General features: G+C 67.0%; 13 protein-coding genes. 7 read left to right on the plus strand and 6 right to left on the minus strand.

Annotation, left to right across the window (positions count from 1 at the left end; genetic code table 11):
• Positions 1-407: 407 nt before the first annotated feature.
• Together ACWDSJ_RS31510 and ACWDSJ_RS31515 are read left to right on the plus strand one after the other, a co-directional pair.
• Positions 408-1,067, plus strand: a complete 660-nt coding sequence (locus ACWDSJ_RS31510; RefSeq protein ID WP_450036232.1) for an HAD family hydrolase — start codon at positions 408-410, stop codon at positions 1,065-1,067.
• Positions 1,068-1,141: 74 nt separating this feature from the next.
• Entirely contained in the window at positions 1,142-2,296 is a 1,155-nt protein-coding gene (locus ACWDSJ_RS31515; RefSeq protein ID WP_450036234.1) for a helix-turn-helix domain-containing protein, read from the plus strand.
• 12 nt (positions 2,297-2,308) lie between these two features.
• On the opposite strand, the gene ACWDSJ_RS31520 is transcribed toward ACWDSJ_RS31515, so the two are convergent.
• Positions 2,309-3,502: a helix-turn-helix domain-containing protein gene (locus ACWDSJ_RS31520; protein ID WP_450036236.1), complete on the minus strand. Its 1,194-nt coding sequence runs from the start codon at positions 3,500-3,502 to the stop codon at positions 2,309-2,311.
• Between the two features lie 216 nt (positions 3,503-3,718).
• Here ACWDSJ_RS31520 and ACWDSJ_RS31525 point away from each other — a divergent pair, with 216 nt between their 5' ends.
• On the plus strand, positions 3,719-4,603 hold the full coding sequence (locus tag ACWDSJ_RS31525) for a helix-turn-helix domain-containing protein (protein ID WP_450036238.1): 885 nt from the start codon (positions 3,719-3,721) through the stop codon (positions 4,601-4,603).
• 31 nt (positions 4,604-4,634) lie between these two features.
• Here ACWDSJ_RS31525 and ACWDSJ_RS31530 read toward each other — a convergent pair whose 3' ends face one another.
• Positions 4,635-5,585 carry an SDR family NAD(P)-dependent oxidoreductase gene (locus ACWDSJ_RS31530; RefSeq protein ID WP_450036240.1) on the minus strand — a complete coding sequence of 317 codons (951 nt, stop codon included), beginning with the start codon at positions 5,583-5,585 and terminating at the stop codon, positions 4,635-4,637.
• Positions 5,582-6,031 carry a MerR family transcriptional regulator gene (locus tag ACWDSJ_RS31535; protein ID WP_450036241.1) on the minus strand — a complete coding sequence of 150 codons (450 nt, stop codon included), beginning with the start codon at positions 6,029-6,031 and terminating at the stop codon, positions 5,582-5,584. Before ACWDSJ_RS31535 ends, ACWDSJ_RS31530 begins: the two co-directional genes overlap by 4 nt.
• Before the next feature lie 98 nt (positions 6,032-6,129).
• On the opposite strand from ACWDSJ_RS31535, the gene ACWDSJ_RS31540 reads away from it, so the two are divergent.
• The gene (locus ACWDSJ_RS31540; protein WP_450036243.1) at positions 6,130-6,699 is read left to right on the plus strand and encodes a dihydrofolate reductase family protein; all 570 of its coding nucleotides are present in this window, start codon (positions 6,130-6,132) and stop codon (positions 6,697-6,699) included.
• Positions 6,700-6,774: 75 nt separating this feature from the next.
• Positions 6,775-6,990 (plus strand): hypothetical protein, encoded by a 216-nt coding sequence (locus ACWDSJ_RS31545; protein ID WP_387360974.1) that lies wholly within the window; start codon positions 6,775-6,777, stop codon positions 6,988-6,990.
• 209 nt (positions 6,991-7,199) lie between these two features.
• Here the strand turns inward: ACWDSJ_RS31545 and ACWDSJ_RS31550 are convergent, their stop codons facing one another.
• The 3 genes from ACWDSJ_RS31550 to ACWDSJ_RS31560 are packed head-to-tail and all read right to left on the minus strand — an operon-like array spanning position 7,200 to position 9,885.
• The gene (locus tag ACWDSJ_RS31550; RefSeq protein ID WP_450036245.1) at positions 7,200-8,489 is read right to left on the minus strand and encodes an acyl-CoA dehydrogenase family protein; all 1,290 of its coding nucleotides are present in this window, start codon (positions 8,487-8,489) and stop codon (positions 7,200-7,202) included.
• A gap of 2 nt (positions 8,490-8,491) precedes the next feature.
• Positions 8,492-9,145 (minus strand): TetR/AcrR family transcriptional regulator, encoded by a 654-nt coding sequence (locus ACWDSJ_RS31555; RefSeq protein ID WP_450036247.1) that lies wholly within the window; start codon positions 9,143-9,145, stop codon positions 8,492-8,494.
• The gene (locus ACWDSJ_RS31560) at positions 9,142-9,885 is read right to left on the minus strand and encodes an SDR family NAD(P)-dependent oxidoreductase (RefSeq protein WP_387361313.1); all 744 of its coding nucleotides are present in this window, start codon (positions 9,883-9,885) and stop codon (positions 9,142-9,144) included. Before ACWDSJ_RS31560 ends, ACWDSJ_RS31555 begins: the two co-directional genes overlap by 4 nt.
• A 145-nt stretch (positions 9,886-10,030) precedes the next feature.
• On the opposite strand from ACWDSJ_RS31560, the gene ACWDSJ_RS31565 reads away from it, so the two are divergent.
• Positions 10,031-12,214 carry a malate synthase G gene (locus tag ACWDSJ_RS31565; protein ID WP_450036249.1) on the plus strand — a complete coding sequence of 728 codons (2,184 nt, stop codon included), beginning with the start codon at positions 10,031-10,033 and terminating at the stop codon, positions 12,212-12,214.
• 138 nt (positions 12,215-12,352) lie between these two features.
• Complete coding sequence (locus tag ACWDSJ_RS31570) at positions 12,353-12,892, plus strand: AAA family ATPase (protein WP_450036251.1); 540 nt, start codon at positions 12,353-12,355, stop codon at positions 12,890-12,892.
• Positions 12,893-12,910 lie beyond the last annotated feature (18 nt).

Consider the following 12,910-nt stretch of genomic DNA (forward strand, 5'->3'; position numbering starts at 1 on the left):
CGTCACTTCACCTCGACCAACCACCCCACACCGTTAACACAACCAGCACATCGACTCACCCAAACCCACACAACCACTTACAGGACACGCCCTAGCCGCCCCCACGGGTACCCTCACCTCCCCCAACGTCTGGTCAGCCCTCGACTGCCCCGGCGGCTGGGTGGCCATCCTCGCCTCCGGCATGCGGCCGGGCGGCCTCACGGCGGCCATGCGGGTCACGGTGCATCAGCCTGTCAGCGCGGGGGAGGAACATCTCGTCCACGCGTGGCCGATTTCGGTGGATGGGCGCAAATACACTGTGGGCGTGGCGGTTTCGACGGCCGACGGCACGCCGTGTGCCACGGCGGAGGCGTTGTGGATCGGGCCGCGGGGCTGAGACCTTGCCGTCCCTTCAGTACCGTGGACGCATGATTTCGGCCGTGGTGTTCGACGTCGGTGAAACACTCGTGGACGAGACACGCGAGTACGGAACCTGGGCGGATTGGCTCGGGGTGCCGCGACACACGTTCTCGGCGGTCTTCGGCGCGATCATCGCGACCGGACTGGACTACCGGGAGACTTTCCAGGTATTCCGCCCCGGCTTCGATCTGGATCGCGAACGGCAGGCGCGGGTGGACGCCGGGCAGCCGGAGACCTACGGGGAGGATGATCTGTACCCGGACGCGCGACCCGCGCTGGCGAAGCTGCGCAGCCTCGGGGTCTGGGTTGGCATTGTCGGCAATCAGACCGTGCGCTCGGGACGCATCCTCCGAAGTCTGGGATTGCCAACCGATTTCATCGCGACCTCCGACGACTGGGGTGTGGCGAAACCGGCACCGGAGTTCTTCACCAAGATCGTGGAGGTAGCTCCCTTCCCGGCGCACGAGATCGTCTACGTCGGGGATCGAATCGATAACGACGTCACCCCGGCCAAGGAGGCGGGAATGCGCACGGCCTACATCCAGCGAGGGCCTTGGGGATGGATCCTCCGAGACAAGCCAGAGGTGGCCGAGCGGTCGGACTGGGTGATTCACGAACTCACCGAGTTGGCGGAAATCGTTGCGCGGGAGAACAACTCGTCAACTTAGGGCGTCGCCGAGGGATAACACCCCACCGTCGCGGCGTGAGCAAGCCGGGCATTCCTGAGTCGTAACCTGAACATATGGACCTCGGGGACCGGCTCCAATCCGCCCGAAGACGGCGAGGACTGACCCGACGCGAACTCGCGGAGTCCTCGGGAGTCGCGCCGTCGCTGATTCGCGAGATCGAACGAGGCGAACGCGAGGACATCGGCCTGACGACCCTGCGCCGCTTCGCCGTCGCTCTCGGATGCCCCGTGACCACGCTGCTCGGCCCGAATCCGGCACCGCCCGACACGAACGACGGCAGTACCCTCTGGGCACCCACCCGCGCGGCGCTGGAATCGCTCCCCGACACCCCCGCATCGGCCCCGACCCCCGGCCTCGAGGCGACCCTGTCGCACGCCACCAGGCTGTACCACGACAACGAGTACGAACGATTGGCCCGCGTGCTCCCCCTTCTGATCGAAGAGGCCGCGTCGGCCGCACCGCTTCTGCGTTCGCGCACACTGCAACTCGCGGGATCGGTGATGGTTCAGACCCGCCAACCCGCCCCCGCCCGCCGCGCACTGCACCGAGCCCTCACCGACGCGGAATCCACCGGCGATACCCTCGACGCCGCCTCGACGGTCGTCACGCTGTGCTGGCTCCTGATCGTGGAACGGCGATTCGACACGGTCCGCACCCTCGCCAGCCAGTGGGCCGACCGCACCCAGCCCCACCTCTCGACCGCGACCACCCGCGAGATCTCCACCTGGGGCTGGCTGCTGCTCCGCGGCTCCGCCGCCGCGGTCCGCGACAACCGCCCCGACGAGGCCGAGGACATGATGCGCCTCGCCGTCGCAGCCGCGGCCGCGCTCCGCCCGGAACCCGCTCCCTACCACCACTATTGGACGACATTCGACCCCACGACCGTCGCCATGAAACGCGTCGAGAATCTCGTGGTCGACAATCGTCCCGACCTGGCCCTGCGCCTCGCCCGCGACATCCCGCCCGATCCCCGCCCGACCTCCGACAACCGAAACCGGCACCGAATCGATGTCGCAGCCGCCCATCTCGAATTGGGCGACCCCGAGGCGGCATTCGACGTCCTGACCTCCCTCGCCCGCGACGCCCGACCATGGCTGGCCGAACAGCGTTCCGCACGAGACCTCCTCGGCCGGATCATCGCCGAGCGCCGCACGCTCACACCGGACATGCGGCAACTGGCCGACACGCTGCGGCTCGACATCCGATAACGAGTCCGCCGCTCACACCGGAATATCGAGCGCGACGGCGAGCTGCTCGGCATCGGGACGCACATTGGCCCCGCCATGCTTCACGAGTTCGGGAATGAGTGAACGAGCGTACAAACTGAAACCGAAGGTGTCCGGGGACGTCTCGTGCGCGCGCTTCAGCATCGTCACCGCCCCCAATGGCTCGCCCTTGAGATGGTAGGCGCGACCGATCTCGGTCTCGTGGAAACTACGCCGCGTGCACGAGGTAACCGACCCGAGGTTCAGCTTGTTGGCGTGCTGAACCGCGTAACCGCCGCGGACGAGGTCGCAATGGATGGAAATCGCGTAGCTCTCGACCATCGGCACACCAAATTTCAGCCACGGATGCTCCCGCGTCAGTGAACGCGCGAGCTCGAGCGCCTTGTCCCAATGCCGCCAGGCGTCGCCCTCCCGCCCGATCTTGGCGAACGACAACGCCATGGCGAGTTGCATCAGACCATGGAGTGCACGGTCTTCTTCGCTCCGCTCGAGATTCAACAGCGTACAGGCGTCTCGCGCCAATTCGACTCGAATCTCGGCTTGTTCACCGGCATCTCGGTAGACATGATTCACATACCACGCCGCGGCGGCGATGGCATAGGGGTCGTCCGCGTCCTGCGCGGCGATCATCGCCCTGTCCCCCGCCATCAGTACGAGATCGGGAACCGGCTGGAAACTGAGATACAACTGAACCAGGTGATAGACCTGAGCCAGCACGATTCGCGCGCGGCGGCGCTCGTCGTTTTCGAATTGCCTTGCGGCCAACCGGGCATCGGTCAGTAGTCCGGCCAATACCGGCGCGACCGTCGAACGCTGATGTCTCGTACCGTGCCACAATTCCCACGTCTGCCGGACCTGCGCCTCGAGAGCATCGATGTGGATCGGCTTGTCCCGCGCGGACGGATGCGGATAGCTCACCAGTGCCGCGGTGATCTTGTCCAACAGCGGATGCCGGAGTTTGCCATAGGCCGCCCGCGAAAGGGATTGGTCCCCGGTGAGGGTCGAAAGATCGTCCAGCCCGAGCGCTTCCGCCAATTTGATCAGCATCGGCAAACGCGGCTGCTGCAATCGACCGACCTCGAGGGCCTTGACCCACCCCTCGCTTCGCCCCACCAGCTGCCCGAGCACAGGCCGGGTCAGGCCCGCACCGATGCGCGCAGCCTTCAACCGCTGCGGAAATTCAGACATGCCAACAGGATACGCCGAATCACCACCAGGGGTATCGGCCGCAAGGGCACATTCTGTGCCTATCTACTGCCCGGCGCGAGCATAACCTCGTTGCGGAAGCGGTCAGCCGACCCGCATCGCACTCTGCTTCACATCGGTTGCCGACCAATTCCGAATTTCTACTCCGGTATTCCAGTGTCGCAGATCATTCATCGGTATGAGGATAAGGAGAAAGACATGGTCGCAGAAGGTTCGACGCTCGCTCGCCGCGCGCTCGGTCGGCAGTTGGAGTCGCTGCGGAAACGGGCGGGAATCAGCCAGTTCCAGGCCGCGCGCGTGCTGGGAATATCACCGCAGACGATGGGACGTCTGGAGGACGGATTGTCCGCGCCCTCGGCGCGCGATCTGTACATGAACGCGCTGTGCGATCGTTACGGGGTCTCCGATGACACGCGCCGCATGATTCTCGCTCTGGCACACGAGGTTCGGGCCGCGGTGAAGCACGGGGGCGGTTGGTGGCGGCCGCATGTGGACCGCGGGACCGACGGCTCCGATCCGTATTCGACCGTGGACGACGCCGTCAAGCGACTGACCGCGTGGTCGGTCATCCTGCTGCCGCCGGTCGTGCGGACTCCCGACTACTGCCGTGCGGTCGCGTGGACCGCGGACCCCAACGCGCCCACCGAGCAGGTCGAGGCGCGGATCGAGCGATCGCTGAAACCGCTCGAGCGGCTGAACGATTCGAACTTCACCGCCGAAATCTTCCTGTCCGAGGCGGCGATCCGCGAGGAATGGGGCGGCCCCGGCGTCATGGCGGAGCAGCGCCGCCATCTCGCCGAACTCACCCAACGCCCCAACGTCTCGATCCGCCTCGTTCCCTTCAACACCCGCAATCACATCGGCGCCCTCGTCGGACCCTTCTCGCTGCTGGAGTTCCCGCTCCTCCCCCACTCGAAGTTCGTCGAACCGCCACTCGTCTACATCGAGGAATACGTCGGAAATCTCTACCTCGAGCGTTCCGAGGAGGTTGGTCGCTACAAAGCCGCGTTGACCGAACTCCGCCGGGTCTCGTTGAGCGAAAGCGATTCCGCCGCACGGATTCTGGCAATATCGGACGAATAGTCGAGTGAATCCCGCTGCGGTCCAGCGAAATTCATTTGTTCATCTGTTCCGAAATCTCCCACAGACGGCGGGCGTTGTCCGGGTCCAGGGCGTACGCGGCGACCCCGGCGGCATCGATTCCGGCGGCCGTCGGGTCGTCGGGATCGGCTTCTCGGCAGTTCTCGAAGTAGCGGCCGACCGTCCCGGCGAGTTCGGGTGCGGTCGCGACGTAGACGCTGGTGGCCGCGCCTTGGGCGAGGGTTTTGAAGGTGTAGCGGCCCGAGGTGCGGAATTGGTCCACGGTGGCCTGGTCGTAGTGGCGCACGAGGTTGGAGTCGAGGATGGCCCCGGGGTGCACGGCATTGGCCTCGATGCCGTCCTCGGCCCAGCGGCGTGCGGCCTCGACGGCGAAGAGGACGTTGGCGGTCTTGGATTGCGCGTAGGCCAGGGCGGGATCATAAGCGCGCGTTCGGAAGTCGATGTCGTCGAAGTCCACGTTCGAGTTCAGGTGTGCGCGTGAGCTGACCGACACCACGCGGGCGCCGTCGGTCGCCCGCAACGCGGGCAGGAGCGCGGTGGCGAGTCGGAAGTGTCCGAGGTGGTTGGTGGCGAATTGCAGCTCGTGGCCTTCGGGGCTGCGCCGCAGTTCGGGGATGGCCATCACACCCGCGTTGCCGATGAGGATGTGCAGCGGTCTGCCGATGCTGGCGGCCGCGAGCGAGTCGATCGACGCGCGGTCGAGGAGGTCGAGGTGGGCGATGTGAACGTCGTCGTTGCCGGTGCTCGCGCGGATGTCGTCCGCGACGGCGGCGGCAGCGATGAGATCCCTTGCGGCGAGGACGGTTTCGGCACCCGCGGCGGCCAGCGCGCGGGCGGTTTCGACGCCGATACCGCTCGCCGCGCCGGTGATCAAGGCTCGGCGCCCGGTGAGGTCGACGCCCTCGACGACCTCGGCGGCGGTCGAATGCCAGTCGAATCGGGACGATGCGGATGTGGTGGTCATGTGGTCTCCTTCGGGTTGACGCGATCGATCAGGGGCCGGATCAGGGCGGCGATCTCGGTGGCCTCATCGAGATCGCCCCGCTCGCGCGCGGCCCAGTACCGGACCTTGAGTTCGAGGTAGCGGCGACGCAGCTCGAGCGTTTCGATCTCCTCGGCCAGACGCTGCGCGTGGGCCTCGAACAGGGCTCGCTGTTCGCCCGCGGCATCGTCGCCGCGGTGCCGACCGGTGAGGTAGCGGCGCATGTCCGCGACCGACATGCCGACCGCGCGGAGGTTGCCCAGCGTGTCGAGAGTGTCGATATCGTCCTCGCCGTAGCGGCGATGACCGCTGGAGAGATCGCGGTCGACGGGACGAACGAGCCCGATCCGTTCCCAGTACCGCAGCGTGCTCTCCGGCAGGCCCGTCAGCGCGGATGCCTGCGCGATCGTCCACTGGCGCTCGGTCACGCTCCGAGTATCGAAGACCTGAACCGCTTCAAGTCAATGAATTTCCCCATTCCGTCTCGTCTGTTCCGGTAAGGAGAATTCGAGAGCGAGGAGTGCGGATGCGGGATCTCGTGGTCACCGAGAACATCACCCTGGACGGGGTGATCGACGCGTCGGCGGGATGGTTCACCGTCACGGCCGAGGAGGACACCTCGGATGTGCTCGCCGAGACCATGCGGCACACCGAGCGGTGCGACGCCGTGGTGTTCGGGCGGGTCACCTTCGAGGAGATGCGCGGCTACTGGCCGCGGCAGATCGACGACGAGACCGGGATCGCCGCCGAGCTGAACGCCATGCGCAAATATGTCGTCTCCCGGAGTCTGGACGACCCGGGGTGGGAGAACAGCGTCGTGTTACGCGGACCGCTGGCCGAGGAGATCAACGCGCTGAAAGCCTTGCCGGGCAAGGACATTGTCACCACCGGCAGCATTCGGCTCGTGCACTCGCTCATCGCGGAGAATCTCGTGGACGAGTATCGGCTGTTCGTCTACCCGGTGGTTCTCGGCGAGGGCGCGCGGCTGTTCACGACCGGGCTGCCCCGGCTGCGGCTCATCGAGACCAAACGGTTCCGGTCCGGCGTGGTCCTGCTGCGCTACCGCACCGATCGAGACGAATCGCGACGACCCTGAGGTAACACTGCTCCCCGGCGAATCGGATCACCTCATACACCCCCGAATTCCGCACTCGCCGACAGGAGCAAGGCCGTGCGTACCTCAGCAGCCTCCCTCGTCCTGGCCCTCTGGGCCACGATCCTCGTCGCCGCCGGTACGACAGTGAGCGCGGCCGCACCGCCGGTAACCGACGTCACCCCGGGCGCGTTCTGCGACATCCCCAACCAACGCGGAGTCACCAAAACCGGCAAGCCCATGATCTGCGCGACCACCGCCACGGACGGCAAGTTGCGCTGGCGCGACGCCTGACCCCGAAACGACGAATGCCACGTGAACTCACGTGGCATTCGGGCGTCGCTGCGGGCCGTCACAGGGGCGGGAAACCCGCCGAACCCGTGCTGGCCCAGGTCCAGAATGCCGTCGCGTGCGCGATGAGGACGTTGGCGAGATCGATAACCGTGCTACCCATGGGGTTCCTTACATCAGGTGGTGACTTGCAGGGCCCAGGGTAGCGGGGGTCAGAGATTGCCCACGGCGTGTTCGAGTTTGCGGGCGACCAGGTCGCGGGCCTGCTCGCGCAGGGCGGGACGATAGCCACTGGGGTAGACCGGGTCGGCGGGGGCGTACTGCTTGAGGACCTCCTTGGCGAGAGTGATCTTGTGGACCTCGGTGGGGCCGTCGGCCAGGCCCATCACCTCGGCATAGGCCAGCATGTCCATGAAGGGCAGATCGTCGCTGACGCCGAGAGCGCCGTGCAGGTGCAGGGCGCGGCGGGCCACATCGTGCATGACCTTCGGCATGGCGACCTTGATGGCGGCGATGTCCTTGCGCACGTTGCGGTAGTTCTGTTCCTTGTCGATGCGCCACGCGGTGCGCAGCACGAGCAGGCGGAACTGCTCCATCTCGATCCAGGAATCGGCGATGGCCTCCTGCGCCATCTGCTTGCCGCCGAGCACACCACGGCCCATCGGCCGCGACACCGCGCGCTCGCACATCATGTCGAATGCCTTGCGCACCAGGGCAACCGTGCGCATGGCGTGATGCACCCGCCCGCCGCCGAGCCGGGTCTGGGCCACGAGGAAGCCCGCGCCCTCCGCGCCGAGCAGATGGTCGGCGGGCACCCGGACGTCGGTGAACCGCAGATGCGCCTCGTGGTCGCTGAAACCGGGGACGCGGAAGTTCTTCACGATCTCGAGCCCCGGCGTCTCGGCGGGCACGATGAACATCGACAGCCGCTCGTGCGGCGCGGCGTCGGGAGCGGTCACCACCATCACGATGTGGAAGGCGGCGTGCTCGGCGGCGGTGTTGAACCACTTCTCGCCGTTGATGACCCACGAATCGCCGTCCCGCACCGCGCGCGCCTGGAACGAGGTGGGATCCGAACCGCCGGTGGGTTCGGTCATCACATAACAGGATCCGATCTCACCGGCGAGCAGCGGGCCGAGATAGCGCTCCTTCTGCTCGGGGGTGCCGAAGTGGGCGAGGATCTCCGCGTTCCCCGAATCGGGGGCCTGGTTGCCGAAGACGAGCGGCGCCCACATCGACGTGCCGAGCATCTCGTTGAGCAACGCGAGCTTGAGCTGCCCGTAACCGGGGCCGCCCAGCTCGGGCCCGAGGTGACAGGCCCACAGTCCCTGTTCCTTGACCCGCTCCTGCAACGGTCGCAGCAGCGCCCGCACCTGCGGGTCGGCGCGGTTGTACGGGTTGAGTCCGATCAGGTCGAGGGGCTCGACCTCCGTGCGGACGAAGTCGGCGACCCAGTCCAGCTTGCGCTGGTACTCCGGGTCGGTCTCGAAATCCCAGGACATGATCAGCCTTTCGTGTGAGTGAGAGCCGTCGCCCGGTCCACACCGGGCGCGGTCATTCCGTCCAGAACCGTGGTGGCGACGATGTCGCCGATCTCCTCGGGGGTGCGCCCGCCGCCGGGCCGGTACCACAGGGTCACCGAATTCAGCATCCCCAGCACGCTGTTGGTGACCACGTGGTCGGCGGTGCGCAGCAGGCCCTCGCCGTGCCCGGCGTCGATCACCCGCTGCCAGCGCTCCTGCACCCGGTCGCGCAGGTCCTGCAGGTCGTCGGCGCGCTCGCCGGTCAGCGCCGAGACGTCGCGCAGCTGGATGGCGACCTCCTGCCGATGCTCGATGATGAGCCGCACATGACTGTGGATCAGCTTGCGCAGCTTGGCGATCGGATCGTCGTCGCTCGCCTCGATCTCGCTGGCCTCGGCGAGCATCACCTCGGTGTAGCCGCGCAGGATCTGGAACAGCAGCTCCTCCTTGGAGCCGATGTGGTAGTAGAGCGCGCCCCGCTGCACGTCGGCGCGGTCGCCGATCTCCGCGACGCCGGTGCCGTGAAATCCCTTGGTGGCGAACAGGTCCACGGCCACCCGCGTGATCCGCCACCGCGTCTGCTCGGCCGTGGCGGCCGGGGGTCTGCCGCGGCGGCGCTCGGGGGTGGTGGTCATCGCCAGCCTCCGTCGAGCGCCAGCGTCGCGCCGGAGCAGAATCCCGACGCCTCCCGATCCGCGAAATACAGTGCCGCGCCGACGATTTCCGCGGCCTCGCCGACCCGGCCCGCGGCATTGTGTCTGCTCAGCTCCGCGCGCAACTCCTCCGGCCACGACGCCGAGATGTCGGTGGCGAACGGGCCGCACTGGATCGTGTTGACCCGCACCGACGGTCCGTAGGTCTGCGCCACACCCAGCGTGAGCGCGTTCAGGCCCGCCTTGGCCGCCGAATACGGCACCGCGAACGGCTCGGGCCGCACCGCCTCGAGGGAGGAGACGTTGATGATCGACCCGCCCCCGGCCGCGGCCATGCGCGCCCCGATCAGCGCCGAAAGCCGGAACGGCCCTTTGAGATTCACGCCGATGACCTTGTCGAACAGGGCCTCGCTGACCTGATCGAGGCTGGGATACAGCGGGGAGAGCCCGGCGTTGTTGACCAGGACGTCGACCCGGCCGAACTCCGCGTAGGCGGCCTCGACCAGCTCGTCGCACTGCGACCACACGCTCACGTTGCACGCGACCGGCAGTGCGCGCCTGCCGAATTCGTCGGCCACCCGCTTCGCCAGCTCGGCGCACGCGTCGAACTTGCGACTGGCGATCACCACGTCGGCGCCGGCCGCGGCGAAGGCCAGCACCATCTCCCGGCCGAGCCCGCGACTGCCGCCGGTGACCACGGCGACCTTGTCGGTGAGTCCCATCCCCGCGCCCCTTCCGTCGTAATGTTCCATCCAGTACATTAAAGGCAGCGCGCGATACGATCAAGGGGTGTGAGGTCCGGCTTCTACCGCCGAGTAACATGACAGGCGTACTTTTTCCATCCGGCTTCTCGAAATGAGGCAGTAGATGACAGAGCGGATTCAGGTCGGCGAGCTTCAGGTGGCGAAAGTTCTCCACGACTTCGTCGAGAACGAGGCGCTCCCCGGCACCGGCATCGACTCCGCCGCGTTCTGGTCGGGTGCCGAGCGGGTCATCAGCGACCTCGCGCCGCGCAACCGGGCGCTGCTGGCCGAACGCGACGAGATCCAGGGCAAACTCGACGCCTGGCACGCCGAGAACCCGGGCGCGGGCTACGACAAGGCCGCCTACAAGCGGTTCCTCAGCGAGATCGGCTACCTGCGCGAGGAGCCCGCCGACTTCCGGATCGGCACCCAGAACGTCGACGACGAGATCGCCACCACCGCCGGTCCGCAGCTGGTCGTGCCGGTGATGAACGCCCGCTTCGCGATCAACGCCGCCAACGCCCGCTGGGGTTCGCTCTACGACGCCCTCTACGGCACCGACGCCATTCCCGAGACCGGCGGCGCGGAGAAGGGCAGCGGCTACAACAAGGTCCGCGGCGACAAGGTCATCGAGTGGGCCCGCAACTTCCTCGACGACGCGGTCCCGCTGATCACCGGCTCGCACGTCGGCTCGAAGAAGTACGCCATCGTCGACGGCGAACTCGAGGTCACCCTCGAGGACGAGACCACCATCGGCCTCGGCGACCCGCAGGCGCTGGTCGGCTACCGCGGCGAGCCGGAGAACCCGACCGCGGTGCTGCTGAAGCACAACGGCCTGCACATCGAGATCCAGATCGATCCGGAATCGCCCATCGGCAAGACCGACGACGCGGGCGTCAAGGACGTCGTGCTCGAGTCCGCGGTCACCACCATCATGGACTTCGAGGACTCGGTCGCCGCGGTCGACGCCGAGGACAAGGTGCTCTGCTACCACAACTGGCTCGGCCTGATGAAAGGCGATCTGGCCGAAGAGGTTTCCAAGGGCGGCAAGACCTTCACCCGCACCATGAACCCGGACCGGGTCTACACCGCGCTCGACGGTTCCGAGCTGGTGCTGCACGGTCGTTCGCTGCTGTTCGTGCGCAACGTCGGCCACCTGATGACCTCCGACGCCATCCTCGACGCCGACGGCAACGAGGTGCCCGAGGGCATCCTCGACGCCCTGATCACCTCGCTCATCGCCACGCACTCGCTGCGCGACGACGCCAAGCTCAAGAACTCGCGCACCGGCTCGGTCTACATCGTGAAGCCGAAGATGCACGGCCCCGACGAGGTCGCCTTCACCGACGAGCTGTTCGGCCGCGTCGAAGAGGTGCTGGGCCTGCCCACCAACACCCTCAAGGTCGGCATCATGGACGAGGAGCGCCGCACCACGGTCAACCTCAAGGCGTGCATCGCCGCCGCCAAGGACCGCGTGGTGTTCATCAACACCGGCTTCCTCGACCGCACCGGCGACGAGATCCACACCTCCATGGAGGCCGGGCCGATGGTCCGCAAGGCGGACATGAAGTCCCAGCAGTGGATCCTGGCCTACGAGGACTGGAACGTCGACACCGGCCTGGCCACCGGCCTGCCGCACAGGGCGCAGATCGGTAAGGGCATGTGGGCCATGCCCGATCTGATGAAGGCCATGCTCGAGCAGAAGATCGGCCACCCGCGCGCGGGCGCCACCACCGCGTGGGTCCCCTCGCCGACCGCCGCCACCCTGCACGCCACCCACTACCACCTCGTGGACGTGTTCAAGCGGCAGGCCGAGATCGCCAAGGGCGGCCTGCGCGCGAGCGTCGACCAGCTGCTCGAGATCCCGCTGGCCGCCGACACCAACTGGACCCCGGAGGAGATCCAGGGCGAGCTGGACAACAACGCCCAGTCCATCCTCGGCTACGTGGTCCGCTGGATCGATCACGGCGTCGGCTGCTCCAAGGTCCCCGACATCCACGACGTCGCCCTCATGGAAGACCGTGCCACCCTGCGCATTTCGAGCCAGCTCATGGCCAACTGGCTGCGCCACGGCATCGTCACCACCGACCAGGTGATCGCCAGCCTCGAACGCATGGCCCCCGTCGTCGACCGCCAGAACGCCAACGACCCCAACTACCGTCCCATGGCCCCCGACTTCGACGCCAGCGTCGCCTTCCAGGCCGCCAAGGACCTCATCCTGGAAGGCACCCGCCAACCCAACGGCTACACCGAACCCATCCTCCACCGCCGCCGCCGCGAGGCGAAGGCACTGGCCGACAAGAACTGAGCCGGCACAGCGAGAGAGGCCCCGGACGCATTGCGCCCGGGGCCTCGTCGTTCGCCGATCACCAAACCTCCAGGGTAGCAACGAGGTTGTCGACTAGACTGCTCCGTCATCACGGTCGGCTGAACCGGAGGGGGAATCTTGTCACGACTCGCGGAGCCCGCGCCCTTGGTGGACGGTGTCGACGAGCTCGCCGAGCTGCTCGGCCGCATCGATCGGGTTGTCGAAACCGGCGCGGGAGACGTGCTCGTCGTCCAGGGCGAGGCCGGAGTCGGAAAGACCAGTCTGCTGGAAACGTTGGCTCACCACGCCGTTCAGCGTCACGCCGACCGGGGCCTGCTGGCCGGATACGGACAGGCGATGCTGAATTCCCTGGCGTCCGACTCCTTCCAAGCGGTGCGGGAATGCCTGCGGTCGCTGACCTCGTCGGCCGAGCGATCGGGCTCTCGATCGAGGCTCGAGCGGTTGGCCCGCTCGTTCGGCGAACATGCTCCGGATTGGATCGAATCCGTTCCGGTGGTCGGTCAGTTGCTCGCGGCCGGAGTGCGCACGGGTCGGACCTTCGCGGCGTCCGGTCACGATCAGGCGGAGATCGACAGTCGGCTCGATCAGTTACTGCGTTTCATCGAGGACCTGCTCGCCGACGGTCCGGTGTTGATGATCCTCGACGACCTGCACTAGGCCGACACCGCCACCATC

It is taken from the genome of Nocardia sp. NPDC003482 (assembly GCF_053588115.1).

Excerpts from the sequence above, each read along its gene's own strand:
- ACWDSJ_RS31510 (WP_450036232.1), top strand. The coding sequence starts at position 408 with ATGATTTCGGCCGTGGTGTTCGACGTCGGTGAAACACTCGTGGACGAG.
- ACWDSJ_RS31515 (WP_450036234.1), top strand. The coding sequence starts at position 1,142 with ATGGACCTCGGGGACCGGCTCCAATCCGCCCGAAGACGGCGAGGACTG.
- ACWDSJ_RS31520 (WP_450036236.1), bottom strand. The coding sequence starts at position 3,502 with ATGTCTGAATTTCCGCAGCGGTTGAAGGCTGCGCGCATCGGTGCGGGC.
- ACWDSJ_RS31525 (WP_450036238.1), top strand. The coding sequence starts at position 3,719 with ATGGTCGCAGAAGGTTCGACGCTCGCTCGCCGCGCGCTCGGTCGGCAG.
- ACWDSJ_RS31530 (WP_450036240.1), bottom strand. The coding sequence starts at position 5,585 with ATGACCACCACATCCGCATCGTCCCGATTCGACTGGCATTCGACCGCC.
- ACWDSJ_RS31540 (WP_450036243.1), top strand. The coding sequence starts at position 6,130 with ATGCGGGATCTCGTGGTCACCGAGAACATCACCCTGGACGGGGTGATC.
- ACWDSJ_RS31550 (WP_450036245.1), bottom strand. The coding sequence starts at position 8,489 with ATGTCCTGGGATTTCGAGACCGACCCGGAGTACCAGCGCAAGCTGGAC.
- ACWDSJ_RS31555 (WP_450036247.1), bottom strand. The coding sequence starts at position 9,145 with ATGACCACCACCCCCGAGCGCCGCCGCGGCAGACCCCCGGCCGCCACG.
- ACWDSJ_RS31560 (WP_387361313.1), bottom strand. The coding sequence starts at position 9,885 with ATGGGACTCACCGACAAGGTCGCCGTGGTCACCGGCGGCAGTCGCGGG.
- ACWDSJ_RS31565 (WP_450036249.1), top strand. The coding sequence starts at position 10,031 with ATGACAGAGCGGATTCAGGTCGGCGAGCTTCAGGTGGCGAAAGTTCTC.